Source organism: Stutzerimonas stutzeri KOS6 (genome assembly GCF_000307775.2).
GTDB classification, from domain to species: domain Bacteria; phylum Pseudomonadota; class Gammaproteobacteria; order Pseudomonadales; family Pseudomonadaceae; genus Stutzerimonas; species Stutzerimonas stutzeri_B.
Genome location: NZ_KK020675.1, coordinates 446553 through 472483 on the forward strand (window position 1 = coordinate 446553; position 25931 = coordinate 472483).

At 63.4% G+C, this 25931-nt stretch carries 23 protein-coding genes, 2 tRNA genes and 1 pseudogene; 7 read left to right on the plus strand and 19 right to left on the minus strand.

Annotation, left to right across the window (positions count from 1 at the left end):
- Positions 1-436: 436 nt before the first annotated feature.
- Positions 437-1084 carry an adenylate kinase gene (adk, locus tag B597_RS26050; RefSeq protein WP_003292879.1) on the minus strand — a complete coding sequence of 216 codons (648 nt, stop codon included), beginning with the start codon at positions 1082-1084 and terminating at the stop codon, positions 437-439.
- Between the two features lie 234 nt (positions 1085-1318).
- The gene (gene ppc / locus B597_RS26055) at positions 1319-3958 is read right to left on the minus strand and encodes a phosphoenolpyruvate carboxylase (RefSeq protein ID WP_003292878.1); all 2640 of its coding nucleotides are present in this window, start codon (positions 3956-3958) and stop codon (positions 1319-1321) included.
- A gap of 251 nt (positions 3959-4209) precedes the next feature.
- Between ppc and B597_RS26060 the strand changes: the two genes are divergently transcribed.
- The 3 genes from B597_RS26060 to B597_RS26070 all read left to right on the plus strand — a co-directional run bounded on the left by B597_RS26060 (position 4210) and on the right by B597_RS26070 (position 6095).
- A complete protein-coding gene (locus tag B597_RS26060) occupies positions 4210-4560 on the plus strand; it encodes a hypothetical protein (RefSeq protein WP_003292877.1) in 351 nt (116 codons plus the stop codon).
- Positions 4561-4868: 308 nt separating this feature from the next.
- Entirely contained in the window at positions 4869-5261 is a 393-nt protein-coding gene (locus tag B597_RS26065; RefSeq protein ID WP_003292876.1) for a DUF4398 domain-containing protein, read from the plus strand.
- A 51-nt stretch (positions 5262-5312) separates the two neighbouring features.
- On the plus strand, positions 5313-6095 hold the full coding sequence (locus B597_RS26070; protein WP_003292875.1) for a lipotoxin F family OmpA-related lipoprotein LptF: 783 nt from the start codon (positions 5313-5315) through the stop codon (positions 6093-6095).
- Positions 6096-6195: 100 nt separating this feature from the next.
- On the opposite strand, the gene B597_RS26075 is transcribed toward B597_RS26070, so the two are convergent.
- From B597_RS26075 to recJ, 10 genes are all read right to left on the minus strand, one after another.
- Positions 6196-6522: a PA3694 family proteiin gene (locus B597_RS26075; protein WP_003292874.1), complete on the minus strand. Its 327-nt coding sequence runs from the start codon at positions 6520-6522 to the stop codon at positions 6196-6198.
- 60 nt (positions 6523-6582) lie between these two features.
- On the minus strand, positions 6583-7329 hold the full coding sequence (locus tag B597_RS26080) for a TIGR00266 family protein (protein WP_003292873.1): 747 nt from the start codon (positions 7327-7329) through the stop codon (positions 6583-6585).
- Positions 7330-7408: 79 nt separating this feature from the next.
- Positions 7409-8068, minus strand: a complete 660-nt coding sequence (locus tag B597_RS26085) for a Bax inhibitor-1 family protein (protein WP_003292872.1) — start codon at positions 8066-8068, stop codon at positions 7409-7411.
- Positions 8069-8120: 52 nt separating this feature from the next.
- Positions 8121-9416, minus strand: a complete 1296-nt coding sequence (locus B597_RS26090) for a flavohemoglobin expression-modulating QEGLA motif protein (RefSeq protein ID WP_003292871.1) — start codon at positions 9414-9416, stop codon at positions 8121-8123.
- A 163-nt stretch (positions 9417-9579) separates the two neighbouring features.
- A complete protein-coding gene (lysS, locus tag B597_RS26095; protein WP_003292870.1) occupies positions 9580-11082 on the minus strand; it encodes a lysine--tRNA ligase in 1503 nt (500 codons plus the stop codon).
- Between the two features lie 226 nt (positions 11083-11308).
- Positions 11309-12404, minus strand: a protein-coding gene (prfB, locus tag B597_RS26100; RefSeq protein WP_152028128.1) for a peptide chain release factor 2 whose coding sequence is annotated in 2 segments (ribosomal slippage) — positions 11309-12331 and positions 12333-12404 — 1095 coding nt in all. Because the reading frame shifts where the segments join, the coding sequence is not laid out codon by codon here.
- A 124-nt stretch (positions 12405-12528) separates the two neighbouring features.
- Positions 12529-13248, minus strand: coding sequence for a tellurite resistance TerB family protein (locus tag B597_RS26105; RefSeq protein WP_003292868.1), 720 nt, complete (start codon positions 13246-13248; stop codon positions 12529-12531).
- A gap of 36 nt (positions 13249-13284) precedes the next feature.
- Positions 13285-14394, minus strand: a complete 1110-nt coding sequence (locus B597_RS26110; protein ID WP_003292867.1) for an NADH:flavin oxidoreductase/NADH oxidase — start codon at positions 14392-14394, stop codon at positions 13285-13287.
- Positions 14395-14478: 84 nt separating this feature from the next.
- Positions 14479-16572, minus strand: a complete 2094-nt coding sequence (locus B597_RS26115; RefSeq protein ID WP_003292866.1) for a molybdopterin-dependent oxidoreductase — start codon at positions 16570-16572, stop codon at positions 14479-14481.
- A gap of 128 nt (positions 16573-16700) precedes the next feature.
- Positions 16701-18416, minus strand: a complete 1716-nt coding sequence (gene recJ, locus B597_RS26120; RefSeq protein WP_003292865.1) for a single-stranded-DNA-specific exonuclease RecJ — start codon at positions 18414-18416, stop codon at positions 16701-16703.
- Positions 18417-18803: 387 nt separating this feature from the next.
- On the opposite strand from recJ, the pseudogene B597_RS46200 reads away from it, so the two are divergent.
- A pseudogene (locus B597_RS46200) lies at positions 18804-19191 on the plus strand (allophanate hydrolase); the annotation flags it as partial.
- A 91-nt stretch (positions 19192-19282) separates the two neighbouring features.
- Here B597_RS46200 and B597_RS26125 read toward each other — a convergent pair.
- On the minus strand, positions 19283-19825 hold the full coding sequence (locus B597_RS26125) for a YaeQ family protein (protein WP_003292863.1): 543 nt from the start codon (positions 19823-19825) through the stop codon (positions 19283-19285).
- 203 nt (positions 19826-20028) lie between these two features.
- Here B597_RS26125 and B597_RS26130 point away from each other — a divergent pair, with 203 nt between their 5' ends.
- The gene (locus tag B597_RS26130) at positions 20029-20247 is read left to right on the plus strand and encodes a bacterioferritin-associated ferredoxin (protein ID WP_003292862.1); all 219 of its coding nucleotides are present in this window, start codon (positions 20029-20031) and stop codon (positions 20245-20247) included.
- A gap of 204 nt (positions 20248-20451) precedes the next feature.
- The gene (bfr, locus tag B597_RS26135) at positions 20452-20922 is read left to right on the plus strand and encodes a bacterioferritin (protein ID WP_003292861.1); all 471 of its coding nucleotides are present in this window, start codon (positions 20452-20454) and stop codon (positions 20920-20922) included.
- Positions 20923-21003: 81 nt separating this feature from the next.
- On the opposite strand, the gene B597_RS26140 is transcribed toward bfr, so the two are convergent.
- The 3 genes from B597_RS26140 to B597_RS26150 form a co-directional block, all read right to left on the minus strand.
- Complete coding sequence (locus B597_RS26140) at positions 21004-21738, minus strand: BamJ family beta-barrel-assembly machinery protein (RefSeq protein ID WP_031323190.1); 735 nt, start codon at positions 21736-21738, stop codon at positions 21004-21006.
- Between the two features lie 289 nt (positions 21739-22027).
- Positions 22028-22104: transfer RNA gene (locus tag B597_RS26145), tRNA-Asp, on the minus strand.
- 13 nt (positions 22105-22117) lie between these two features.
- A tRNA-Val gene (locus B597_RS26150) sits at positions 22118-22193 on the minus strand.
- Between the two features lie 213 nt (positions 22194-22406).
- Here B597_RS26150 and rdgC point away from each other — a divergent pair.
- The gene (gene rdgC / locus B597_RS26155) at positions 22407-23327 is read left to right on the plus strand and encodes a recombination-associated protein RdgC (RefSeq protein WP_003292859.1); all 921 of its coding nucleotides are present in this window, start codon (positions 22407-22409) and stop codon (positions 23325-23327) included.
- A gap of 35 nt (positions 23328-23362) precedes the next feature.
- On the opposite strand, the gene B597_RS26160 is transcribed toward rdgC, so the two are convergent.
- Genes B597_RS26160 through B597_RS26170 form a run of 3 tightly spaced genes read right to left on the minus strand, consistent with a single transcriptional unit; the run spans position 23363 to position 25811 of the window.
- Positions 23363-24775 carry an MFS transporter gene (locus B597_RS26160; protein ID WP_003292858.1) on the minus strand — a complete coding sequence of 471 codons (1413 nt, stop codon included), beginning with the start codon at positions 24773-24775 and terminating at the stop codon, positions 23363-23365.
- Positions 24772-25098, minus strand: coding sequence for an AzlD domain-containing protein (locus tag B597_RS26165; protein ID WP_003292857.1), 327 nt, complete (start codon positions 25096-25098; stop codon positions 24772-24774). Before B597_RS26165 ends, B597_RS26160 begins: the two co-directional genes overlap by 4 nt.
- Positions 25095-25811 (minus strand): AzlC family ABC transporter permease, encoded by a 717-nt coding sequence (locus B597_RS26170; RefSeq protein WP_003292856.1) that lies wholly within the window; start codon positions 25809-25811, stop codon positions 25095-25097. Before B597_RS26170 ends, B597_RS26165 begins: the two co-directional genes overlap by 4 nt.
- Between the last annotated feature and the right edge of the window lie 120 nt (positions 25812-25931).

Here is a 25931-nt window from a genome sequence, read left to right on the forward strand (position 1 = left end):
CTCCACGCAGCGGATACGCACCGATCCCCGTGGGAGGCGCGCCCTCGCGGCGATGCAGGCCAAAGGCCTGCGCAAAATCCAAAGCTGCAGCCCGAGAACATCGCCCTAGAGGCGGGCCTCCCACGAAACCGGCACGCACCGATCCTCCCGTGGGAGGCGCGCCCTCGCGGCGATGCAGGCCAAAGGCCTGCGTAGAACCCAAACCTGCAGCCTGAGAACATCGCCCCGGGCGAGCCCTCCACGCAGCGGATACGCACCGACCCTCCCGTGGGAGGCGCGCCCTCGCGGCGATGCAGGCCAAAGGCCTGCACAAAGTCAGCCTGCGGCCAGAACGGCAGTGATCTGCCGATCCGCTCCTGCTCGACACTTTTCCCAAAAAAAATGCCCGTATCCTGCGATACGGGCATTTTCGTCAGCCAGCGCAAGGTCGCATCGATCAGCTCAGGGCAGCGAAGACCTTGGCGGTGATTTCGTCCACCGAGCCGACGCCCTCGATGCGGCTGTACTTCGGTGTACCTTCGGCAGCCGCCAGGCTCTGATAGAAGTCCACCAGCGGCTTGGTCTGCGCATGGTAGACGGACAGGCGATGACGTACGGTTTCTTCCTTGTCGTCTTCGCGCTGAATCAGGTCCTCGCCGGTTTCATCGTCCTTGCCCGCTACCTTCGGCGGATTGTGCTCGGTGTGGTAGACGCGGCCGGAGGCCGGATGCACGCGACGTCCAGCAATGCGACCGACGATTTCCTCGTCGTCCACGGCGATCTCGATCACGTTGTCGATGCGTACGCCCGCGTCCTTCAGCGCTTCGGCCTGGGGAATGGTGCGGGGAAAGCCATCGAACAGGAAGCCATTGGCGCAGTCGGGCTGGGCGATGCGTTCCTTGACCAGGTTGATGATCAGGTCATCGGAAACCAGGCCACCCGCATCCATCACGCTCTTGGCCTTGAGGCCCAGTTCGGTGCCGGCCTTGACTGCCGCACGCAGCATGTCGCCCGTGGAGATCTGCGGAATACCGAATTTTTTGGTAATGAAGCCTGCCTGGGTACCTTTTCCGGCACCGGGCGCTCCCAGCAGAATCACACGCATGGATGAGTCCTCGATTTTCTTGGAAGGGGGCGACTCTGCCAGCGGGCCGGTTCGGCTCTTCGCTGGCGAATCAAAAATTCTGGTCTGCCGCTATGCGACAAAAGGTTGAACACGATACACAGCGCACCGGGACGGCACAAGCCGTCCACAAAGCGTCTATCAGCTTGCATAAATGCCGCCATTGAACAGCGGTTTCGAGCACCAGGGAACCCGCCGCACCCTCCATGAGCGAGCTCAGCCGGTATTGCGCAGCCCCGCCGCGATACCCGCCACACTGACCAGCAACGCCTGCTCCAAGGGGCTCTCGGGTGGGCTTTGGCACTGTCGCGAACGGGCCAGCAGCTCGATCTGCATCAGGTGCAGCGGGTCGAGATAGGTGTTGCGCAGACTGAGCGCCTCCTGGGTCTTCGGGCTGTGATCGAGCAGATCGGACTGACCGGTCAGGGCCAGGACGGCCCTGACCACCTGCGACAATCGGTCACGCAAATCGACACCGAGCGTCAGCAACTGCGGCTGAACCAGGCGCTCGTCATAACGCCGGGCAATGTCGGCATCGGCCTTGGCCAGGACCATTTCCAGCATATCGATGCGGGTACTGAAGAACGGCCAGTGGGTGCGCATCTCTGCCAGTCGGTCCGCCTCGCCGCGCTCCAGGGCACGATGCAGGGCCTGCTCCCAGCCCAGCCAGGCCGGCAGCATCAGCCGCGTCTGCGTCCAGGCGAAGATCCAGGGAATGGCCCGCAGGCTCTCCACCCCACCCTCCCTGCGCTTGGCCGGGCGGCTGCCCAGGGGCAACCGCCCCAGCTCCAGCTCAGGCGTTGCCTGGCGAAAGTATTCGACGAACAGCGGATGCTCGCGTACCACGCCGCGGTAGGTCGCCACACCGTCCTCGGCGAGACGATCCATGACTTCGCGCCAGCCGGGTTCGGGCAACGGTGGCGGCAGCAGCGTCGCCTCCAGCACGGCGGCGAGGTAAAGGTTGAGATTTTGCTCGGCGATGTCCGGCAGACCGAATTTGAAACGGATCATCTCGCCCTGCTCGGTCGTACGGAAGCGTCCTGCGACGGAGCCTGGCGGTTGCGACAGAATCGCCGCATGCGCCGGACCGCCACCACGCCCTACGGTGCCTCCGCGCCCATGGAACAACAGCAGCTCCACGCCGTGCTCGCGACAGACGTCCACCAGACGCTCCTGGGCCCGGTACTGGGCCCAGGCCGCTGCCGTCGTGCCAGCATCCTTGGCCGAATCGGAATAGCCGATCATCACTTCCTGCGGGCCTTGCAGCCGCTGGCGATAGCCCGGCAGGGAAAGCAGCCGGTCGATGGTCGGCGCCGCGTTGTTCAGATCGTCGAGGGTTTCGAATAGCGGCACCACGCGCATCGGTCGGCGCAGACCGGCTTCCTTGAGCAGCAACTGCACGGCAAGCACGTCGGAGGCGGCATGTGCCATGGAGATCACGTAAGAGCCCAGCGAGGCAGCCGGCGCCTCGGCGATCACCGCGCAGGTGACCAGCACTTCGGCGGTATCGGCCGAGGGCCGGTAATGCGCCGGCAGCAACGGACGGCGATTGCCCAGCTCATGCTGGAGCCACTCCAGCCGGCGCTGTTCATCCCACTGCTGATAGTCACCCAGACCGAGATAGTCGGTAATCTCGGCGAGCGCCGCCGCATGCCGGGCGGCATCCTGGCGGATGTCCAGACGCACGAGGAACAGGCCGAACACGGCCAGCCGCCGCAGGCAATCGAGCAAGGCGCCATCGGCGATCATGCCCATGCCGCAGGCGTGCAGCGAGCGATAGCACAACTCCAGCGGCCGGCGCAGTTCAGCGCAATCCTGCAGCACTTCCGCCGGCGCCGGCTGACCATGCTCGATGGCCGCCCGCGCCCATTCGCGAGTCGCCCGCAGGCGATGGCGCAGCGGCTTGAGCAGCACGCGGTAGGGTTCCGGCGACTCCCCTGTCTGGCGCAGCAACTCCTCGCTGGCGGCGCTCATCGACAGGGCGGTGATCAGTCCTTCGATCTCGCGCAGATACAGGTCCGCGGCAACCCAACGCGCGGTGAGCAGCACTTCGCGCGAGACCATGGCGGTGACGTTCGGGTTGCCATCGCGGTCGCCGCCCATCCAGGACGCGAAACGAATCGGCGCAGCCTCCAGCGGAAGGTGCAGGCCCGTCAGGCGGCGCAGCGTTGCATCCGTCTGCCGCAGGACGTTGGGTACGGCTTTCCACAGCGAATTCTCGATTGCCGCGAAACCCCACTTGGCCTCTTCGACCGGCGTCGGTCGGTTGCGACGAATCTCCTCGGTATGCCACACCTCGGCGATCAGGCGTTGCAGCTGCAGCTCGATCCGGTCCTGCTCGGCGGTAGACAGATCGGTGTGATCGCGCGCAGCCAGCTGCTCGGCAATGGCGTCGTATTTCTGGATCAGCGTTCGCCGGGAAACTTCCGTGGGATGGGCCGTCAACACCAGCTCGATGTCCAGGCGACTGACCTGACGTGCCAGGAATTCGTCATCATGGCCGGCCGCCTTGAGGCGCTCGAGCAGGTCGGAAAACACGCTTGCCTCGAACGGCGCCGGATCATTTGCAGTGCGCCGGCGCACCTGGTGGTACTGCTCGGCGATATTGGCCAGATTGAGAAACTGGTTGAACGCGCGCGTCATCGGCAGCAGCTCGCCCTCGTCCAGACTGTCCAGCGTCTCTGCCAGTTGCTGCGCGCCCTCGGCCGATCCCCGTCGCGCCGCCTTGGCGCCCTTGCGGATGCGCTCGATCTTGTCGAAGAACTGCTCGCCGTGCTGTGCACGGATGGTATTGCCAAGCAGCTCGCCGAGCAGATGCACGTTGTCGCGCAGGCGCGCATCGATGATTTTCGCCATGACCCTTGCCCCTTCCGTCCATGCGGCTGTTCCCGAGCTTGGCAGCCGTTCGGGACCTTCGCTAGCGATTCGCCGCCGTTGATCAGACGCGCCGCTGGGAAAAAGATCCTGAACGGCTACGCTGAAATTGTCTCCAACCAGAGTGCCCACCGCGTCAGGTCATGACAAGGTATCAATGCCAACGGACGTGTCGCTGGGGCGCGCAACGGCACCAGTCACTACTGCTCGTCAGCGCGGGCCAAGGAGTAAGCATGAGAATTTCCGAACTTGTCAGCCACTGGGAACGGGACGCCAAGGGCCACATGAGCCATACCAGCTACAGCATTCCGCTGGACCTGGAAAGCGCGGCACGCCTTGCCGCTCTCGCCGAGATGTACCCCAAGCGCAGCCCGGAGGCGCTGCTCGGCGAACTGGTCGGAGCCGCTTTGGAAGCAGTGGAAACCAGCCTGCCGTATGTCCGCGGCGCCCAGGTGATCACCACTGACGAGCAAGGTGACCCGGTCTACGAGGATGTCGGGCCTACGCCTCTCTTTCTGGAGCTCTCGCGCAAGCACCTCCAGCGCATGCTCGATGAAGAGCAGCAGTCCGCAAACCCGGCCTGATAGCCAGACCCGGCTCGCACTGGCCCGACCCGACCCGACACGCGAGCGAGCGCACCAGAGCAGCCCCGGCAGCTCAACAAACCGAATCAACGATGCTTGCCCCAGCGCAAGCACTGCCTGCTCACGGCGGATATCGCCGGGCAGCTGCGTCATCGTCAGCCGCTCTGGCCCGCCATCTTTACTGAACGATTGGCGCCGAATGGCCTCACAAAAATATGTCCCGACATCGGTAGTGCACTCACGACCGCACTTTCTGTCTGTCCGGGATGCTGACTACTCGTCACGCAAATTCGAACTGGAGACTGACCATGAACAAAGCTGTCGAAACCCCCGCTTCGAGATTTCAGCTACCCAAGCTGGCGGCCATTGCGCTTGGCGGCCTGCTGCTGACTGCCTGTGCCGGCAACCCGCCGAAGGAGCAGTTTGCCGTGACCGAAACGGCGGTGCGCAGTGCCGTCAGCGCTGGTGGCCCGGAATATGCGGCGGTCGAGATGCGCGCCGCGCAGGAAAAGTGGAAGCAGGCAGAACTGGCCATGCAGAAGGAAAATTACGAAGAAGCCCGCAAGCTGGCCGAGCAGGCCGAATGGGATGCCCGCGTTGCCGAGCGCAAGGCGGAGGCCGCCAAGGCGCAGAAGGCCCTCGACGACGCTCAGCAGGGAATCCGTGAACTGCGCGAGGAAGGCATGCGCAGCGTCCGCTGATCCTGCGTCACGTCCGACATTCCATTTTCAGCAGCAAAGGATGAATTCGTCATGCACAAGCTCGTAACCCTACCTACCGTGCTGGCCCTGAGCATCGGCCTGGTGGCCTGCGCAAACCAGCCCAATCAGAACCTCGAACAGGCCCGCAGCAGCTTCTCCGCCCTGCAGAGCGACTCACGGGCCAGCAGGCTCGCGGCACTGGAAACCCAGGACGCCGGCACCATGCTGGACAAGGCGAACAAGGCATATCTGAGCGACGCCGATGAAGAAACCGTCGACCAGCTGGCCTATCTGACCAAGCGGCGGATCGAACTGGCCGAGCAGACCATCGCTCTGCGTACCGCCGAAGAGGACCTGGGCAAGACCTCCGCACAGCGCGCAGAGGCGCGCCTGGAAGCCCGCGAGGCGGAAATCCGCAAGCTGCAGGAAGACATGCAGGCCAAGCAGACCGAGCGCGGCACGCTGGTGACCTTCGGCGACGTGCTGTTCGATTATGATCGCGCCGAACTCAAGCCAAGCGGCATGCGCAGCGTGCAGAAGCTCGCCGAATTCCTCAACGACAATCCCGAGCGCCAGGTGATCGTCGAGGGCTACACCGACAGTACCGGCTCGGCCGAGTACAACCAGCGCCTGTCCGAGCGCCGTGCCGACTCGGTACGCATGGCGCTGGTGAAGATGGGCGTGGACTCGCGGCGCATCGTGTCGCAGGGCTACGGCAAGGAGTACCCGGTGGCCAGCAACGGTGACTCGGCCGGGCGCGCCATGAATCGTCGCGTGGAGGTAACCATTTCCGACGACAACAAGCCGGTGGCACCGCGCTCTTCGATGCGCTGAGTCACGCGCGCACGCGACAAACGAGCGCTCCCGGCGTGTTCATCGCGCCGGGAGCGCATTCGTCTCACGCAGACAATGGGCTGCGGCAATCGCCTCCGGATCAGCGCAGCAAGCCGGCCGGCGGCTGCTCTTCCACGCAGCGTACGGCACGTTTCTTGTTGTCGACCAATACTCCGCTCAGGCCTTTCTGCTCGGTATCGAACAGCACCAGCACGCCATCGATGCACTGTGCCACCTGCTCGGCCGGTTTCAGCGATACCCGATAGTCCTCGCCGGGAATGGTCTTGAGCATGGTGTAGTCGGCCAGCAACAATGCGTCCTCGGGCTTGGCGACATGCACGTAGCCGTAGTAGCTCAGCACCGCTACCGTGCCGATCACGCTGCCGATGGCGGTCAGGATCAATGGAATGGGATTGCGTTCGGACATGGATGTTCTCGTCGAGGCAAAGAGGCGCATTGTGGCAAATTCGAGGGTCCTGGCGTCAGCTCATTTGCCCCCGGCGCGGGTTTCTCCACGCGCCTGGTAGGTCGCTTCGTAAACCCGTTCGGCCAGGCGGGAGAACGGCAGGCTCTGAATCCAGACGCTGCCACTGCCCTTGAGCGTGGTCAGCAGCAGCCCTTCCCCGCCGAACAGCATGCTGCGCAGGCCGCCAGCCAGTTGGATGTCGTAGTCGATGCCCGGCGTGAAGGCGACCAGGCAACCGCTGTCCAGGCGCAGGGTTTCGTTGTTGAGTTCCTTGCGAATCACCGTTCCGCCCGCATGCACGAAGGCCAGCCCATCGCCCTCCAGGCGCTGCAGGATGAAGCCTTCGCCGCCGAAGAAGCCCGCACCGATGCGCTTGCTGAAGCTGATGCCGATGCGGGTGCCGTAGGCCGCACAGAGAAAGGCATCCTTCTGGCAGATCAGCTGGCCACCGAACGCAGCGAGGTCGATCGGCACGACCGTACCGGGATATGGCGCTGCGAAGGCCACACGCGCCGGGCCATCGCCCTGGTTGCTGAAATGGGTCAGGAACAGCGACTCGCCAGTGATCATTCGCTTGCCCATGCCCCACAGCTTGCCGAGCACCCCACTGCTGGAACCGTCGCCCATGCGTGCCTCGAAACGCACGCCACCAGTCATGTAGTTCATCGCCCCGGCCTCGGCGATCACCGTCTCACCGGGGTCGAGGATGATCTCCACGCTTTGCGCGGACTGTCCGAGGATTTCGTATTCGAGCTGATGACTGGCCACGGCAGTCTCCTTGAGCGAATGAATGGGCCATTGCGCCGACGCAGCCATGAAAACCGCTTGTGCGTCATGTGTCGCGGCGCTACTTGCGCCCGAGAATGCGCAGGATACGCAGGAACAGGTTGATGATGTCCATATAGAGAGCCGCGGCGCTGTCGATGGCGTTGTCCAGCGTCTTCGGAATCCGGTTCGCCCGGCCCCAGTCGACACCCACGTAGCCGCAGAAGATCAACACGACGATCCAGTCGATAACACCGTGGTGGATGCCAAGGAGGAACAGCTCGACCAGCTCCACGACGATCACCAGCAGCAGCGCCACCGTCAGCGCACCGGCGATGCTGGCGAAAAAGCGCGGAAACAGCGTACCGAGCAACATCATGCCCAGGGTCACCAGCGCCGTGATACGCATCGCCTCGTGCACCAGCGCGGCGTCATAGCGGGTGACCACCAGGTTGACGATCAGTCCGAACGGCACCACCACCAGGTTGTAGCCGAGGAAACTCACCCAGGGCTGGCTCGAACGGTGAAACAGCCAGGCGCCGGTCAGGCAACTGGCGAAGTAGCCGCCGAAGAACAGCCAGGGGTGAATGCTGCGAATGGCTTCGACCGGGATATTGCCGACCATCCACCAGTTGATCCAGAAGCCCCAGCCGAGCACGAGGCCGATGACGAGGTTATAGCTGGCAGCCGACAGCCTGCGGTCCATCGGGCTCGTCCGGCGACTGAAGACGGGATTGTCCATATCGTTACGCTTCCTTGCGTTGTGGGGGATTCGTGGTCGATGCCGAATCGCATCAGATGATGTTGGCGTAATCGGCTTCGATGCGATCCAGGCTCAGGTGATTGAGAAAGTTGGAGAAGCACATCCAGGCCGACAGCGCATTGAGATCCTGGAACTGCTGCGGCAGGTATTTGGGCGGCGCCACCATGCCCTCGTCCACCAGCTGGCGCAGCGTACGCATGTCCTCCAGCGTGGTCTTGCCGCAGAACAGCAGCGGGATCTGCTCGAGGCGGCCCTTGCGTACCGCGAGCTGGATGTAGTTATAGATCATGATGAAGCCCTTCAGGTAGGACAGATCCTTGGTGAAGGGCAGGCCATTGGGCGTCGAGCCACGGAACACGCGGCTGGCGTTGCTGTAGCAGTCGTCTTCGCCATAGCCCTGCTCGCGGAAAAAGGCGAACACGTCGAGGAAGTCGGCGCCCTCCTCGGCCATGTGGATGGCGCGGGTGCGGTTGGTCAGCTTGCGCAGGCGCGTCGGGTAGGAGGCGAAGGCGATCACCTCCATCAGAATCGCCAGGCCTTCCTGGGTCACCGTAGAGGACGGCGGGCCCTTGGCGAGGAAGGTGCAGATCGGCTGGTTCTGTCCGTTGAGCGTGGTACCGACGTGGACCAGGCCCTCGTGGACCTCCAGCGCGCGTATGTCACGCTCGTTGAACAGCGCATCGCTGCGGATCTTGATGTAGTCGGCACCGGCCGCCGCATCGGCGAGGATACCGTCGGACTCGAAAACGCGGATCACACCCTCGCCTTCGCCGAACACCACATCCAGCCGCTTCTGCAGCAGCTCGACCGCCTGCGGCGCGGTGAGATTCTTCGGTTCGTCACGCAGGTCGCCACGATCGGCAATGTTGTTCAGGTAGTCGGAAAGCATCAGGCCGAGATCGGCCAGGGTCGGGTCACCGGCATGGAAAGCATCGGACGCCGCGCCGTAGAGCTCCTGGGAGATCATGCCGAAGTCCGGAGTACCGCGCGCCTCGAGCATGCGGATGACCATGCGGTATTCCTTGCACATGCGCCGCATGATCTGCCCGACCGGGTTGAACTGGCCGAGCTGACGGGTGATGTCCCGCTCGATGTCCTGGAACTCCTGCTTCTTCGCGCTGGAGTCGAAGGCCAGCGGGCGGCTCTCGTAATAGGTGCGATCGATCTTCGGCAGCTCGCGTCCCTGGGCGGCGAAGAAGCCCTGGCGGATGCTCTCGTCCCACTTGACCGCATCCAGTACGCGCACCGGGGTCTGCGCCTCGACGATGCGGTCGGACAGCGCGCGCACGATGGTCTGGTAGTCGTCCAGGTTGTTACGGGTGTTCATGAGTGCTTACCTGCAGTCATTGATCGACACGCCTGCGTCGGGCTTCGCTTCGCTCAACCCAACCTACCGGTACACGTAGGTTGGGTAGCACCACCCAGGTTGAGCGGCGCGAAGCCCGGCGCTCATTGAACCACCGCACACCGCGTCCAGCCCAAGGTGTCGATCACAGTTCCGGACGCATATGCGGGAAGAGAATCACGTCGCGGATCGAAGGCGAGTTGGTCAACAGCATCACCAGGCGATCGATGCCGATACCCTCGCCAGCGGTCGGCGGCATGCCGTATTCCAGCGCGCGGACGAAGTCGGCATCGAAGTGCATGGCCTCGTCGTCGCCGGCGTCCTTGTCCGCCACCTGGGCGTGGAAGCGCTCGGCCTGATCCTCGGCGTCGTTGAGCTCGGAATAGGCGTTGGCGATCTCACGGCCACCGATGAACAGTTCGAAACGATCGGTGACATTGGGATTGCGGTCGTTGCGCCGCGCCAGGGGCGACACCTCGAACGGATACTCGGTGATGAAGGTCGGCTGTTCCAGCTTGTGCTCGACCAGTTCCTCGAAAATCATCACCTGCAGCTTGCCCAGACCTTCGTGGCCGAGCAGCTTGGCGCCGGCCTTCTTGGCCAGGACGCGGGCCTTCTCCAGGTCGTTGAGGTCGGAGGCCGAGATCTCCGGGTTGAACTTGAGGATCGAGTCGAACACCGACAGCCGCGCGAACGGTTCGCCGAAGTGAAACACCTTGTCGCCATAGGGCACGTCGGTGCTGCCGAGCACGGCCTGGGCCAGCTCGCGGAACAGTTCCTCGGTCAGGTCCATGTTGTCTTCGTAGTCGGCGTAGGCCTGGTAGAACTCGAGCATGGTGAACTCGGGGTTGTGCCGGGTCGAGACGCCTTCGTTGCGGAAGTTGCGGTTGATCTCGAACACCCGCTCGAAGCCACCGACCACCAGGCGCTTGAGATAGAGCTCCGGCGCGATGCGCAGGAACATCGGCATGTCCAGCGCGTTGTGGTGGGTCTCGAACGGCTTGGCCGCGGCGCCGCCAGGGATGGTCTGCAGCATAGGCGTTTCCACTTCGAGGAAGTCACGCTCGGCGAGGAACTTGCGGATATGCGAGATGACCTGGGAGCGCACGCGGAACGTTTCGCGCACCTCCTCGTTGACCATCAGGTCGACGTAGCGCTGGCGGTAGCGCTGCTCGGTGTCGGTCAGGCCGTGGAACTTGTCCGGCAGCGGGCGCAGCGACTTGGTCAGCAGGCGCACGCTGCTCATGTAGACGTACAGGTCGCCCTTGCCGGAACGCGCCAGGGTGCCTTCGGCGGCGATGATGTCGCCCAGGTCGAAGTGCTTGACCGCCTCGACCTGATCGGCCGGCAGGGTCTTGCGATCGACGTACACCTGGATGCGCCCGCTCATGTCCTGCAGCACCATGAACGGACCGCGGTTGAGCATGATGCGTCCGGCCACCTTGACCGGAACGGCATCCGCTTCCAGCTCTTCCTTGGTCTTCTCGGCGTACTGTTTCTGCAGGTCGCCTGCATAGCGGTCGCGGCGGAAGTCATTGGGGAAGGCGTTGCCCTGCTCGCGCACGGCTGCAAGCTTTTCCTTGCGCAGGGCAATCAGCTTGTTCTCTTCCTCTTGGATGGCGTGCTGGTTCAGCGGTTGTTCGCTCATGGTTTCAAAATGCCTGGATCGAATGGATGAATCCTGGGTTGAGTCTTCCGGAAGGCGTTTCGCTTCAGCCCACCCGGGACCCTGTCCCTCTTTTGGTGGGCTGAAGCCCACCCTACATCTGGACACGCGGAACTCAAGCAGGGTGGATTTCAGCCCACCAACGCGGTGCCCGGTCATGCCGGGCCGCCGCACTCTACGGTCGCTCTGCCACTGTGCCCGGCAAGGCTTAAAGCCCTTGCTTGAGACTGGCCTCGAGGTACTCGTCGATATCCCCGTCCAACACCTTGTCGCAGTCGCTGCGCTCGACGCCGGTCCGCAGATCCTTGATGCGCGACTGGTCGAGCACGTAAGAACGGATCTGATGGCCCCAGCCGATATCGGACTTGGAGTCTTCCAGCGCCTGGGACGCTGCGTTGCGCTTCTGCATCTCCTGCTCGTACAACTTGGCCCGCAGCATTTTCATGGCGGTGTCCTTGTTGGCGTGCTGGGAACGCTCGTTCTGGCACGCCACCACGGTGTTGGTCGGTACGTGGGTGATACGCACGGCCGAATCGGTGGTGTTTACGTGCTGACCACCGGCCCCGGAAGAACGGTAGGTGTCGATGCGCAGGTCGGACGGGTTGATCTCGATGTCGATGTTGTCATCGATTTCCGGCGAGACGAATACCGCGGTAAACGAGGTATGGCGACGGTTGCCGGAGTCGAACGGGCTCTTGCGCACCAGGCGATGCACGCCGATTTCGGTACGCAGCCAGCCGAAGGCGTACTCACCCTTGATGTGCAGGGTGGCGCCCTTGATGCCGGCAACTTCGCCTTCGGACAGCTCGATGATGGTGGCGTCGAAGCCGTGCTTGTCGGCCCAGCGCAGGTACATGCGCAGCAGCATGTTGGCCCAGTCCTGAGCCTCGGTGCCGCCGGAACCGGCCTGGATATCGAGATAGGCGTTGTTGGGGTCCATGTCGCCGCTGAACATGCGGCGGAATTCCAGACCTTCGAGAATGCCGCGCAGGCGATCCAGCTCGGCCGCGACATCATCCACGGCGCCCTGGTCGTCTTCTTCGACGGCCATGTCGAGCAGGTCACGGGAATCGGCCAGGCCGCCGTCGAGGTCGTCGATGGTTTCGACGATCTGCGCCAGGGTGGCGCGCTCACGGCCAAGGTTCTGGGCGTATTCGGGGTTGTTCCAGACGTTCGGGTCTTCGAGTTCGCGGTTTACTTCGACGAGACGATCATGCTTCTGATCGTAGTCAAAGATACCCCCGAATTGACAGGGTGCGCTCGGACAGGTCCTTGATGCTGTTGAGGATCGGGTTGATTTCCATAGGTAGGCAGCTCTCAATCGGACGGTGCAAAAGCCGGCGATTATAACTCAGCCAACCCGTGCTGACAGCCCGCCGGGCGTGCCGGCGGACGGTCAGGAAACGGATTTGCTCTCATGATGGTCGATCAGGCACTGACACCGCGTACCTGGCTTTCCAGTTCGGCTTTGAGTTGCGGATCGAGCTGCAGGCAGCGGGCCAGCTCGTCGAGGTAGGCACGCTCCATGAAATGCTCCTCGTCCACCATCAGCACACTGGCCAGATACATCTCGGCGGCCATTTCCGGCGTCTTCGCGGCAGCAGCCACGTCGGCCGGATCGAGCGGCTTGTTCAGCTCCGATTCCAGCCAATGCTGCAGGTCGGTATCGCCAGCCAGCTTGGCCAGTTCGGCTTCAATCAACTGACGTTCGCGCACATCGACGTGGCCGTCGGCCTTAGCCGCCGCTACCAGAGCCTTGAGGATGCCCTGGCTGTGCACTTCGACGTCCGCCGGCGGCAGGCGATCGATGGTCTGCGGCGCCTGTTGCGCCGCCGCGCCCTGCTGTGCCTGCCAGTTACTGTAGGCTTTGTAGGCCAGCACACCGAGTGCCGCCAGGCCGCCGTATGTCACCGCCTTGCCGCCCATCTTGCGCACCTTGCGATTGCCCAGCAGCAGGCCCATGGCCCCGGCTGCCAGCGCACCACCGCCCGCACCGGACAAGACATTGCCGAGCGAACCGCCGCCGGCACCGGAGAGCAGATCGCCCAAGCCACCTTTGCCGGGCTTGCCGCTCGCGCCGGTTTGCTGCTTCTGCAACAGGTCCTGCCCGGACCTGAGCAGTTGATCGAGAAGGCCACTGGTTTTCATCGAAGTCCCCATACGAATGGAATTTGTCCCGGTTGCTCAGTCGAACGACTCGGGCACTTGGCGAATCGGTGTGTCGCGATGCGCCGCACGTACGTACTGCGCCGGCCAGGCCACCGAATTGTCGCGCAGGTCCTCGGCGGCATGCAGCGGCCAGTAAGGATCGCGCAGCAGTTCGCGGGCCAGCAGGATCAGATCAGCCTGGCCGGTGCGCAGGATGTGCTCGGCCTGCACCGCCTCGGTGATCATGCCGACCGTGCCGGTGGCGATGCCCGCCTCCTTGCGCACGCGTTCGGCGAACTGGGTCTGGTAGCCCGGGCCGACCGGAATATCGGCGTTGGCAGCGGTTCCGCCGGAGGACACATCGATCAGGTCGACACCCGCGTCCTTGAGCCGTCGCGCAAGCGCCACGGTTTCGTCGGCGTTCCAGCCATCGTCTACCCAGTCGGTCGCCGACAGGCGCACGAACAGCGGCAACTCCTGCGGCCAGACCTCGCGAACGGCAGTGGTGACCTCCAACAGCAGGCGAATGCGATTGTCGAACGAGCCGCCATAGCGATCCTGGCGCTGATTGGACAGCGGCGAGAGGAACTGATGCAGCAGGTAGCCGTGCGCCGCATGCACTTCGGCGATCTTGAAGCCGGCTGCCAGAGAGCGCTCGGCAGCCTCGACGAAAGCCTGCACGACTGCCGCGATGCCGGTCTCGTCCAGGGCCGTCGGCGATGCATGCTCCGGCGAGAAGGCGATTGCGGAAGGAGCGACCGGGTTCCAGCCACCGGCAGCGACCGGGACGCTGCCGTGCCTGCCGAGCCAGGGCCGCCAGGTGCTGGCCTTGCGCCCGGCATGGGCCAGCTGCACAGCGGCAACCGAGCCCTGCGCCTCGATGAAGCGGGTGATGCGCCGTAGCGGCTCGACATGCGCGTCGGACCAGATGCCAAGGTCCTCCGGCGAAATGCGCCCGTCAGGGCTGACCGCTGTCGCCTCGACGATCACCAGCCCGGCACCACCAACGGCGCGGCTGCCCAGATGCACCAGATGCCAGTCGTTGGCCATCCCGGCTTGCGCCGAGTACTGGCACATCGGCGACACGGCGATGCGATTGGGCAAGGTGAGCTGGCGCAGGGTAAGCGGTTGAAAGAGTTGGGACATGACGGCCTCTACTGTCGTGAATGCAGGTTTGGACACCCCTCAGTAGAGACCGTTTCCACGCCCATGCCCAGCCCGACATTCGAATCAGGCGGCGCTGATCTGCACCGGCACGCCGTTCAGCGCCGCATTACCGGAGACATCCAGCTCACGCTCGTCCGTCAGGTCATTGCTGCTGGCACCGGGCTGCTGCCACGCGATATGCATCTGCACGCCGGGCCGGGCATGGCCCCAGCCATGCGGCAGGCTGACCACGCCCGGCATCATCTCGTCGCTGGCCAGGGCTTCCACTTCGACCACGCCGACCCGCGAGTGCACCCGCACACGCTGTCCATCCTGCAAGGCACGCGAGGCCATGTCGGCCGGATTCATCAGCAGTTGATGACGCGGCTTGCCCTTCACCAGACGCTGGTAGTTGTGCATCCAAGAGTTGTTGCTGCGCACATGTCGGCGACCGATCAGCAGCAGCTCGCCGGCAGGCGCCTGCGGCTGACCGGCGAAGCGCTGCAGGTCCTCCAGCATCAGCGACGGCGCGGCCTGAATGCGCTTGTTCGGCGTTTTCAGGCGCCGCGCCAGGTTCGCCTTGAGCGGCCCGAGGTCCAGCCCATGTGGATAGTCCTGCAGCGCCGCCACGCTCAGCTTGCGCTCCGACCTGTCGCCATACGGCCCATGGCGCAGCGCCAGATCGATCATCTGCTGCGGTGTCAGCGTCGGCTTCAGCTCGACGCCGGTGCGCGTCGCGTAGGCCCTGGCCAGCCCGATGAAGATTTCCCAGTCGTGCAACGCACCTTCGGGCCTCGGCAGCACCGGCTGATTGAAGCGGGTGACGTTGCGCACCGCGAGCAGATTGAAGGTGCTGTCGTAGTGATCATGCTCCAGCGGCGCCGTCGGCGGCAGGATGACATCGGCATAACGGGTCGTTTCGTTGATGTAGAAATCGACGCTGAGCATGAACTCCAGGCCGTCGAGTGCCTGCTCCAGCTTGCGCCCGTTGGGCGTGGAAAGCACCGGGTTGCCAGCGACACTGATCAGCGCCCGAACCTGCCCCTCTCCCGGCTCGAGCATCTCCTCGGCCAAGGCTGCCACCGGCAATTCCCCGCCGTATTCGGGCAGCTGCGAAACCCGGCTGCGCCAGGCGGCGAAATGACCGCCGGATGTGGTTTCCACCAGATCCACTGCGGGCTCGGTGCACAGTGCGCCGCCGACCCGATCGAGATTACCGGTGACCAGGTTGATCAGTTGCACCAGCCACTGGCAGAGCGTACCGAAGGCCTGGGTCGAGACGCCCATGCGCCCGTAGCAGACCGCCTTGTCCGCCGCGGCGAAATCCCGCGCCAGCTGGCGGATGGTGCCGGCCGGCACGCCGCAACGGGCACTCATCGCTTCGGCGCTAAAGGCGGCGATCGCCGTGCGTACCTCCTCGATGCCGTCCAGCGGGAGCTCGGTGGTACGCGTCAGGCCCTCCTCGAATAGAGTATTGAGCAGGCCGAACAGCAGCGCGGCGTCCTGGCCAGGACGCACGAACAGATGCTGATCGGCGATCCCCGCGGTCTCGCTGCGCCGCGGATCGACCACCACCAGCTTGCCGCCGCGCGCGCGGATCGCCTTCAGCCGCTTCTCCACATCCGGCACGGTCATGATGCTGCCGTTGGAGGCGAGCGGATTGCCGCCGAGAATCAGCATGAAATCGGTGTGATCGATATCGGGTATCGGCAACAGCAACCCGTGGCCGTACATCAGGTGACTGGTGAGGTGATGCGGCAGCTGGTCGACCGAGGTCGCGGAGAAGCGGTTGCGCGTCTTCAGCAGGCCGAGGAAGTAGTTGCTGTGGGTCATCAGCCCGTAGTTGTGTACGCTCGGGTTGCCCTGATAGATGGCCACCGCGTTGCTGCCATGACGCTCGCGCACGCCGGCCAGGCGCTCGGCGACCAGTTCGAAAGCCTCCTGCCAGCCAATGGCCTGCCATTCGTCGCCACAACGGCGCACCGGATGGCGCAAGCGGTCGGGGTCGTTCTGGATATCCTGCAGCGCCACGGCTTTGGGGCAGATATGACCACGGCTGAAACTGTCATGTGGATCGCCCTTGATCGAGAGGATGCGCTCGCCTTCGGTCTGGATGGTCAGACCGCAGATGGCTTCACACAGGTGACAGGCACGGTGATGGACGCTGATGTCGCTCATTTCGGATTCCCGCATGGCGCTGTTGTTGTCCAGCCACTCTAGGCGCCACGGCCGCGGCCAACAATCAGACGTCTTGACGGGGAATGCCGATCGATTCAGGCGGCCTATCGTCGCTTCGAACGGAGCATTCAGCGCGGCGCGATATGCGCCACCATCAGTTGCACGCTTTCCTGGCCACGGTACTCGTTGACGTCCAGCTTATAAGCCAGTTCCGCCCAGCGAACCGTCGGATTCGGCCAGATCTCGCGGTCGATGTTGAAGGCGATGCCGTCCAGGGTCAGCGCGCCGCATTCGCTCTTGAGCACGAGCTTGAGATGACGCTCGCCGACGATGCGCTGCTGCACCAGCTGGAAGACACCATGGAACATCGGTTCGGGAAAGTGCTGCCCCCAGGGCCCGGCATTGCGCAGCGCACGCGCCAGCTCCAGGTGGAATTCCTCTACGCTGAGCTGGCCGTCGGTGAGCAGCCGACCGGTGAGGTCGTCCTCGCACAGCTGACGGCGAACTTCGGCGTCGAATGCCGCGGCGAAGGCACCGAAGTGCTCCTGCGGCAACGACAGACCGGCCGCCATGGCATGCCCGCCGAACTTGCTGATCAGCCCGGGATGGCGTGCCGCTACGGCATCCAGCGCATCGCGGATGTGGAAGCCCGGCACCGAACGCGCAGAGCCCTTGAGCAGGCCTTCGCCGGCATCGGCAAAGGCAATGGTCGGACGGTGGTAACGCTCCTTCAGGCGCGATGCCAGGATGCCGATCACGCCCTGGTGCCAGTCCGCATCGAACAGGCACAGGCCGAACGGCAGGTCCTCGAGCGCCAGGTCCTTGAGCTGCGCCAGCGCCTCGCGCTGCATGCCCTGCTCGATGGCCTTGCGGTCGTGGTTGAGCTGGTCCAGCTGGGTCGCCATGTCACGTGCGAGCGCCTCGTCCTCGCAGAGCAGGCACTCGATGCCTAGCGACATGTCGTCGAGCCGTCCGGCTGCATTCAATCGCGGCCCGAGAATGAAGCCCAGGTCGGTAGAGGTGATTCGCCGATGGTCACGCTTGGCGACTTCCAGAATCGCCCGCAGCCCCGGCCGCGCCCGCCCGGCACGAATCCGCGCCAGGCCCTGATGCACGAGGATGCGGTTGTTGGCATCCAGCGGCACCACGTCGGCCACGCTGCCCAGCGCCACCAGGTCGAGCAGCTCGGCCAGGTTCGGCTCGGCCCAGCCCTGACGGCTGAACCAGCCAAGCTCGCGCAGCCGTGCGCGCAGGGCCAGCAGCACGTAGAAGATCACCCCGACCCCGGCGATGCACTTGCTCGGGAAGGTACATTCCGGCTGGTTCGGATTGACGATGGCATCGGCCGCCGGCAACTCGTGGCCCGGCAGGTGATGGTCGGTCACCAGCACCTTGAGGCCCGCCGCCTTGGCCGCGGCAACGCCGTCTACGCTGGAAATGCCGTTGTCCACGGTCACCAGCAGCTCGGGTTCGCGCTGCAAGGCGACGGCGACGATTTCCGGCGTCAGGCCGTAGCCGTATTCGAAGCGGTTCGGCACCAGATAATCGACGTGCGCGGCGCCCAGCTGGCGCAAACCGAGCACGCCGACGGTGCTCGCCGTTGCGCCATCGGCGTCGAAATCGCCGACGAAGAGGATGCGCTGGCGCTTCTCCAGAGCCTCGACCAGCAGCTCGACTGCCGCATCGATGCCCTTGAGCTGTCCATAAGGAATCAGCCGCGCCAACCCCTTGTCCAGCTCCGCCGCGCTGGCCACGCCCCGGGCAGCATAGAGGCGCTGCAGCAACGGCGGCAGATCGCCCAGGTCGGGCAGGCGCTCGGGCAAGGGGCGGGGTTCGATACGCATCGTCAGATTCCGGTCTCGCTCACAAATGGATTACAAGGATGGCAGCATGTGCGCTGGTGCAACGCGGGCCGACCTGCGCTACAAGGCTGTCAGCGTGATCGATCAGATCCGGGCGTGGCGCCAGCGGCCGTGCCGATGAGGCGGGCAAGCATACAGCAATGTCGAAGCAGGCACTTCAAGCGGGGCAACGGCCTAAATGTGGATAATCTACCGGCGCCTTGCCAGCTGGCACGCCGCAACGCATCGACCAGTCTCGGAGGAGCAGTTCACGTGGGCCGTCTGTTATTGAATTGCGACATGGGGGAAAGCTTCGGCGCCTGACCATGGGCCAGGATGCGCAAGTCATGCCGTTCGCCGACTGCGCCGCCGGTCCCGCCATTATCCAGCCCGACCCTGCCGGTAGTGCTCGGCGCACAGATTGGGCGATTTCAGCGGACAAAGCCTGTTCGAGGCTTTCAACCGCGAGTGGACGGTCGATCAGCGCGCCGACCGGATGAGGGGACCAACTGCTCGGCCCACGGCTGCGTTGCCTACGCTCTTCGATGATCTCCGAAGGCGTGCCGTCAGGAGCGATTCAGGTTCCCCCCGACGGCCAGCCGATCATCCTGCTCAATGATCGCCAGACCATTGGCGGCTATCCCCGCCTCGGTGCATTGACCCGCTGGCCACGGCCCAATTGGCCCAGTGTCTGCCAGGCCATCAGTTGAGGCTCAAGCCTGTCGCGCTGGAAGCTGCACAACGCCAGCAGCGTGAGCTGCTGGTCAACTGGCGCTAGCGCCGTTGAATAAAGAAGCCGAACGGGCAACACGCCAGGAAAACTCGGCACCAGCAAGCATCCGCAGCCCTGCGGCCGGCAGAGCGCACAGCTAGCCGCGCTCGCCAATCAGCCATTGCAGCGGCAATTCGTGCTGACCACGCTCATCCGTGACGAACAGTGCGCCATCGCTGATCATCACGCTCCAGCTGATCGCGCGAGGCAGATCCCGGGCTACGGTTTCCAATGCCTCCTGCTGCACCGCCACCACGTTGATCTTCTTCAGGCTGCGCACCGCATCCAGCACCCTGGTCTGCCAGACACGCAGATTGCCGTAGGCGACCAGACTGAAACGCTCGGCGCGGCGCGAGCACCAGGTAATGCGCTCGGCGTCCGGCTGACCGACTTCGATCCAGTGCAGCACGCGATCATCGAGGCTCTTTTCCCATAACGCCGGCTCGTCGACATCCGACAGCCCACGACCGAACGACAACTGCTCCCCGTACCAAAGGACATAGGCAATCAACCGCGCCACCAGACGCTCCTCGGTTTCGGAGGGATGCCGGGCAACGGTAAAGCGCAGGTCCTGATAGACGTTGCGGTCGAGGTCGGTGAGATTGATTTCAACTTTGTAGGGCGTGGCTTGCAGGGCCATGACGGGCATCCGGCGAACGAAAGGCGCAGAGTCTACCGGAAAGCCGAGGCGCCCGGCCTGAATTGTCCGCGACCGCACCACGGGCAATACGCAGCAAACCGAGCCGGTCACCTATTTTTTCAGCAATCGCCGACAGAGTGCTTTGACAATTATTCTCATTCTGATTAGCATCCGTTCCGTCAACGAATTCAACGGGTAATGCTATGTACGTCTGTCTTTGCCAAGGCGTCACCGACGGCCAGATTCGCAACGCCATCTATGAAGGCTGTTGCAGCTATCGCGATGTGCGCGAGGCGACCGGTGTCGCTACCCAATGCGGCAAATGCGCATGCGTTGCCAAACAGGTCGTTCGAGAGACACTCAGCAACGTGCAGAATGCCCAGGCCGCCCTCGCCTACCCCGCGAGCTTCGCCCAAGCCTGACGGACGAGATTCGCCAAAAGCCGGGACTGCCCGGCTTTTTTTTGCCTGCAAATCAGGCGGTTGCCGAGATAACACGGAACGCAACCATTCTCGTTAAATTTTAGCTTTGGGATTCAACGACTTAGCCCAAGGGCTATCGTTTGACAGGCTGCCTTGCCGTGCCCAGACTGCATTCAATCCCACCGGTCAGTACAGGCTAATTCCATGAAAGGCGACAAGCTGGTCATTCAGCACCTCAACAAAATCCTCGGCAACGAACTGGTAGCCATCAACCAGTACTTCCTGCACGCACGCATGTATGAGGACTGGGGGCTTGGCAAGCTGGGCAAGCATGAGTACGCAGAATCCATCGACGAGATGAAGCACGCGGACAAGCTGATCAAGCGCATCCTTTTCCTGGAAGGCCTGCCGAATCTGCAGGATCTCGGGAAGCTGCTGATCGGTGAGAACACTCGCGAAATGCTCGAGTGCGACCTCAGGCTGGAGCAAGGCGGTGTACAGGACCTGAAGGTGGCCATCGCCTACTGCGAGAGCGTCGGCGACTACGGCAGTCGAGAGCTGCTGGAAGACATCCTCGAATCCGAGGAAGAGCACATCGACTGGCTGGAAACTCAGCTGGGCCTGATCGACAAGGTCGGAATGGAGAATTACCTGCAGTCGCAAATGGACGACTGATCCACTCGGACGGCCACTGCTAAAACGAAAACGCCCCGATCGAATCGGGGCGTTTTCATTTCCAGCGGCACAGCGACTCGCTTATTCCTGCTCTGTCGCTTCAGCAGGCTGCTCGGTTTCGCTGCCCTTGATGCCCAGCAGTTCGAGATCGAACACCAGCACCGAATTGGCCGGAATCAGCGGGCTCGGGCTCTGCTCGCCATAGGCCAGCTCGCTCGGGATGTAGAGCTTGAACTTCTCGCCCACGTGCATCAGTTGCAGGCCTTCGACCCAGCCCTGAATCACGCCACCGACCGGCAGGTCGATCGGGCTGCCACGCTTGATCGAGCTGTCGAAGACGGTGCCATCGGTCAGGCTGCCTTCGTAGTGGACGGTAACCACATCGTTTTCGGTCGGCTGGCGGCCTTCGGCCGATTGGATGACCTCGTACTGCAGACCGGACTCGGTGGTCTTCACGCCGTCACGCTTGGCGTTTTCCTCGAGAAATTTCTTGCCGGCCTCGACCGCCTTGGCGTTCATCTCGGTCATGCGCTCCTCGGCGCGCGTCTGCAGGAAGGCAAAAGCCTCCATCAGTTGCTCGTCGGTAAGCTTCTGCTCTTTCTTGCCGATCGCATCCTCGATGCCCTGCGCCACAGCCTGGGAATCGAGATCATCCATACCCTCCTGCGCGAGGCTCTTGCCCATGTTCAGGCCGATGCCGTAGGACGCCTTCTGCGCCGGAGTGTCCAGCTTGACACTGGTCTGCGAGTCGCAACCGGCCAGTACCAGACCGACCAGGGCAATCGCAGGTGCCAAACGTTGATGTCTCAGTCTCATGCTGTTTCCTTAATTACGCTGGGGGCATATCGAAAAATCGGTACCCGAGCTTAGCAGCGTGCACCGGCAGTGGCTACTGCGGCCCCTGAGACAGACAGGCACGGCTGCCGACTCGAGAAGCGCTCACGCCCCTGCGACACAGCGCAAAGTTCCCGAGCATGGCCCGGCGACGCTGCGCCTGCCTGCGAGCCGATAACGCGCACCAATAAAATCGAGGCAAAAAAAAAACGGCCTTTATGGCCGTTTTTTTCTTTGCTTCAGGGCGTTCAGTGGTCCCTTGAAGCTAATATGGCGCAGCGGACGGGACTCGAACCCGCGACCCCCGGCGTGACAGGCCGGTATTCTAACCGACTGAACTACCGCTGCGCTAAACCTCGAGTGGTGGGTGATGACGGGATCGAACCGCCGACCCTCTGCTTGTAAGGCAGATGCTCTCCCAGCTGAGCTAATCACCCGTTTGCTCTCGAAGTGGGGCGCATTCTAGAGAGGGTTCCTAACCTTGGCAACCCCCTTTTGAAAAAAAATTGCAGAAGTTCCAAAGACTTAGGAAAACCGCTGTTTAGCAGTCGTTTTTTCCTGCCCGCTGCGCATTAACCTCCTTCAGGGTTGGCCTTAACTAGCCAGGCAGGAATAATGCCTCCCTTTGCTTTCCGGAGATCTACCCCGCCATGTGGTTTCGTAACCTGCTCGTTTACCGTCTCACCCAAAATGTTGCGCTAGATGCCGAGACGCTAGAAGCTGCACTGGCCTCAAAACCTGCCCGCCCCTGTGCCAGCCAGGAGCTGAGCACTTACGGCTTCGTCGCGCCGTTCGGCAAGGGCGCAGACGCTCCACTGGTCCACGTCAGCCAGGGCTTCCTGCTCATCGCCACGCGCAAGGAAGAACGTATCCTGCCTGGCAGCGTGGTCAAGGACGCTCTCAAGGAAAAGGTCGACGAGATCGAAGCCGAGCAGATGCGCAAGGTCTACAAGAAGGAGCGCGACCAGATCAAGGACGAGATCATCCAGGCCTTCCTGCCGCGTGCCTTCATTCGCAAGTCCGGCACCTTCGCCGCGATCGACGCCGAGCGTGGCCTGATTGTGGTGAACTCGGCCAGTCCGAAGAAAGCCGAAGACCTGCTGTCCACCCTGCGCGAGGCCATCGGCTCGCTGCCGGTGCGCCCGCTGACGGTGAAGATCGCGCCAAGTGCCACGCTGACCGACTGGGTGAAGACGCAGAAAACCGCGGCTGATTTCTTCGTCCTGGACGAATGCGAACTGCGTGATCCCCATGAAGACGGCGGCGTGGTGCGCTGCAAGCGTCAGGACCTGACCAGCGACGAGATCCAGCAGCATATGGAAGCCGGCAAGCAGGTCACCCAGCTGTCGCTGGCCTGGCAGGACAAGCTGTCCTTCGTACTGGACGACAAGCTGATCATCAAACGCCTGCGCTTCGAGGAACTGCTCCAGGACCAGGCCGAAGAGGATGGCGGTGATGACCCCCTCGCCCAGCAGGACGCCAGCTTCCTGCTGATGATGATGACCTTCCGCGAGTTCCTTCCGGCGCTGTTCGAAGCGTTCGGCGGCGAGGAGGTTCCGCAGGGCGTCTGACCCCGCACGGGGCGCCTCTCGGCGCCCCTTCTGCCTCAGCGCAATCCGATCCGCACCAGCAACTTGCCTCCCAGCCGAGCCCCCAGCGACCAGAGCACAAAGCGCTCGATGAACTCCGGCACATCGATGAACAGCGCACCACAGATCAGCACGCTGAGCAGCGATACCACGAGGAAAAGCTGCGGTATCGAGAGTTTCAGCAACACCAGCAAGACGATCGCGACGATCGCCGATGCAACCATGAACAGTGCATTGAGGATGTTGTTCGCCGCCACTACCCGCGAGCGCTCGTGCGCCACGCTGCGCGACTGGATCAGGGCATACAGCGGCACGATGTACAGGCCGCCGAATACGCCCAGCCCGAGGATATCCGCCAGTACCCACCAGGCCGACGGCTCGCCGAGCAGCGCCAGCCAGTCCACGTTTGCCGGAGAGGCCGGATGGATGCCGGCATGCCACCACAGCAGCACCCCGCAAAGGCTCAGGCCGATCGCCCCGAAAGGCACCAACCCGATCTCCACGTGATGCCGTGACAGCCGCTCGCAGAGCAGCGAGCCCAGCGCGATGCCCACCGAGAACAGCGTGAGGATCAGCGTCACCACGCTTTCATCGCCACCCAGATAGTCCTTGGAAAATGCCGGGATCTGCGTCAGGTAGGTCGCACCGAGGAACCAGAACCACGAGTTGCCCAGCATTGCGCGCGACACGGCTCGCTGCTGGCCGAACCCGAGCCGCAGGATCCGCCACGACTGGCGCAACACACGCCAGTCCATGTGCAAGGTCGGCAAGGCAGCTGCCCCGGCGGGAATGGCCAGACTGGCCAGGTAGCCGGCCAGGGCGATAAGCACCACGCTGATCGCCACCAGCTCGGCGTAGCTTTCGCTCGCCATCAGCAGCCCGGCACCGATGGTGCCTCCGAGAATGGCCAGAAAGGTACCCATCTCGACCAGCGCATTGCCGCCCACCAGCTCATCCTCGGTAAGCTGCTGCGGCAGGATCGAATACTTTACCGGACCGAACAACGCGGACTGGGTGCCCATGCAGAACAGCACGACCAGCAGCACGGGCAGGTTTCCCAGCAACATGCCTAGGGCACCGGCGAGCATGATCAGGATTTCGGCAAACTTGATCCTGCGGATCAGCCAGGCCTTCTCGAAACGCTCGCCGAACTGCCCGCCCAGGGCCGAGAACAGGAAGAACGGCAGGATGAACAGCAATGCGCAAAGGTTGATCAACAGGCTCTTGTCGGCAGCGGTGCCGATCCTGAACAGGATCGCCAGGATCAGCGCCTGCTTGAATACGTTGTCATTGAACGCACCGAGCAGCTGCGTACAGAAAAACGGTAGAAAGCGGCGCTTGCCGAGCAGACGAAACTGCGAGTGCGAGGCGACCGCCCCGTCGTCCGGTGCCGACCTCTTCGAGCGCGTCTCAGGTGATTCATGGCTCATATCGGCAGTTGTCCAAATGCCCAGCGCAGCAGGAAGAAACTCAGCAGACCGCCCGCGATGGTGGCCAGCAGATTGCGAGTGAACGCAGCTATCAGGATAGCCAGCAGGCCCGCGAGCAGATAAGCGTTGTCCCAGCGCAGGGCCCACTGCCCTTCCGGCATCAGCATTCCCGGCACCACGATGGCGGTCAGCACGGCCACCGGCACGTAGTGCAGCCCCTGCTCGACGGCCCGCGGGAAGCGCAGATCCGGCCAGGCGAAGAAGCTGTAGCGAATCAGGAAGGTGATCGCCAGCATGCCGAAGATCAGCATCCAGGTCGTCATAGTGCCCCCTGCATGCGCGATTGACCTTCAGCACGGCGCTCCAGCCAGACGCCGACGACGATGCCGGCCATGGCCGCGGCAATCAGCCCGAGCTTGTAAGGCAGTTCCCAGGTCAGCAAGGCCACCGCTCCGGCTACCAGCGCCGAGGCCACCTGCGGGCGGCTGCGCATCATCGGCACGGCAATGCCGATGAAGGTGGCGATCATGGCGAAGTCCAGCCCCCAGCTGGCGATATCCGGAACGGCCTGACCGAACGCGACACCGACCAGCGTCGACAGTTGCCAGCTGATGTACATGGTCAGCGCGGCGCCGAGAAAGAACCAGTGCTTGTGGGGCGAATCATCATCACGGGCATAACGTTTCTGCACGACGGCAAACGCCTCGTCCGTCAGCCAGAACGCCAGCGGCACGCGCCAGCGTCCCGGCAGATGACGGACGAAGGGCTGCAACGCGGCACTGTACAGGGCATGGCGCAGATTGACGACGAAGGTGGTCAACAGCACCACGGCGGCGCCGACCCCGCCGGTGAGCAGCGTGATCGCGATGAATTGGGCAGAGCCGGCGAACACCAGCGTGGACATCCCCATCGCCTGCCACCCGGACAACCCCGCGCCTATCGCCAGAGTGCCGAAGATGACCCCGAACGGAATCGCGCCAAGGATCAACGGCAGAATGTCACGGCAACCGTGGACGAACTCTTGCGAGCGGGACATCGGAACTCCTCGTAGCCATCACGTCGACGGCCGGGCAATCGACTGGAACGGCCTGTGCGGCAAAGCACCGCACGATAACCGAAGTCGAAGCGGCAGGCGATGCGCAGTGCGGCAGCGCGC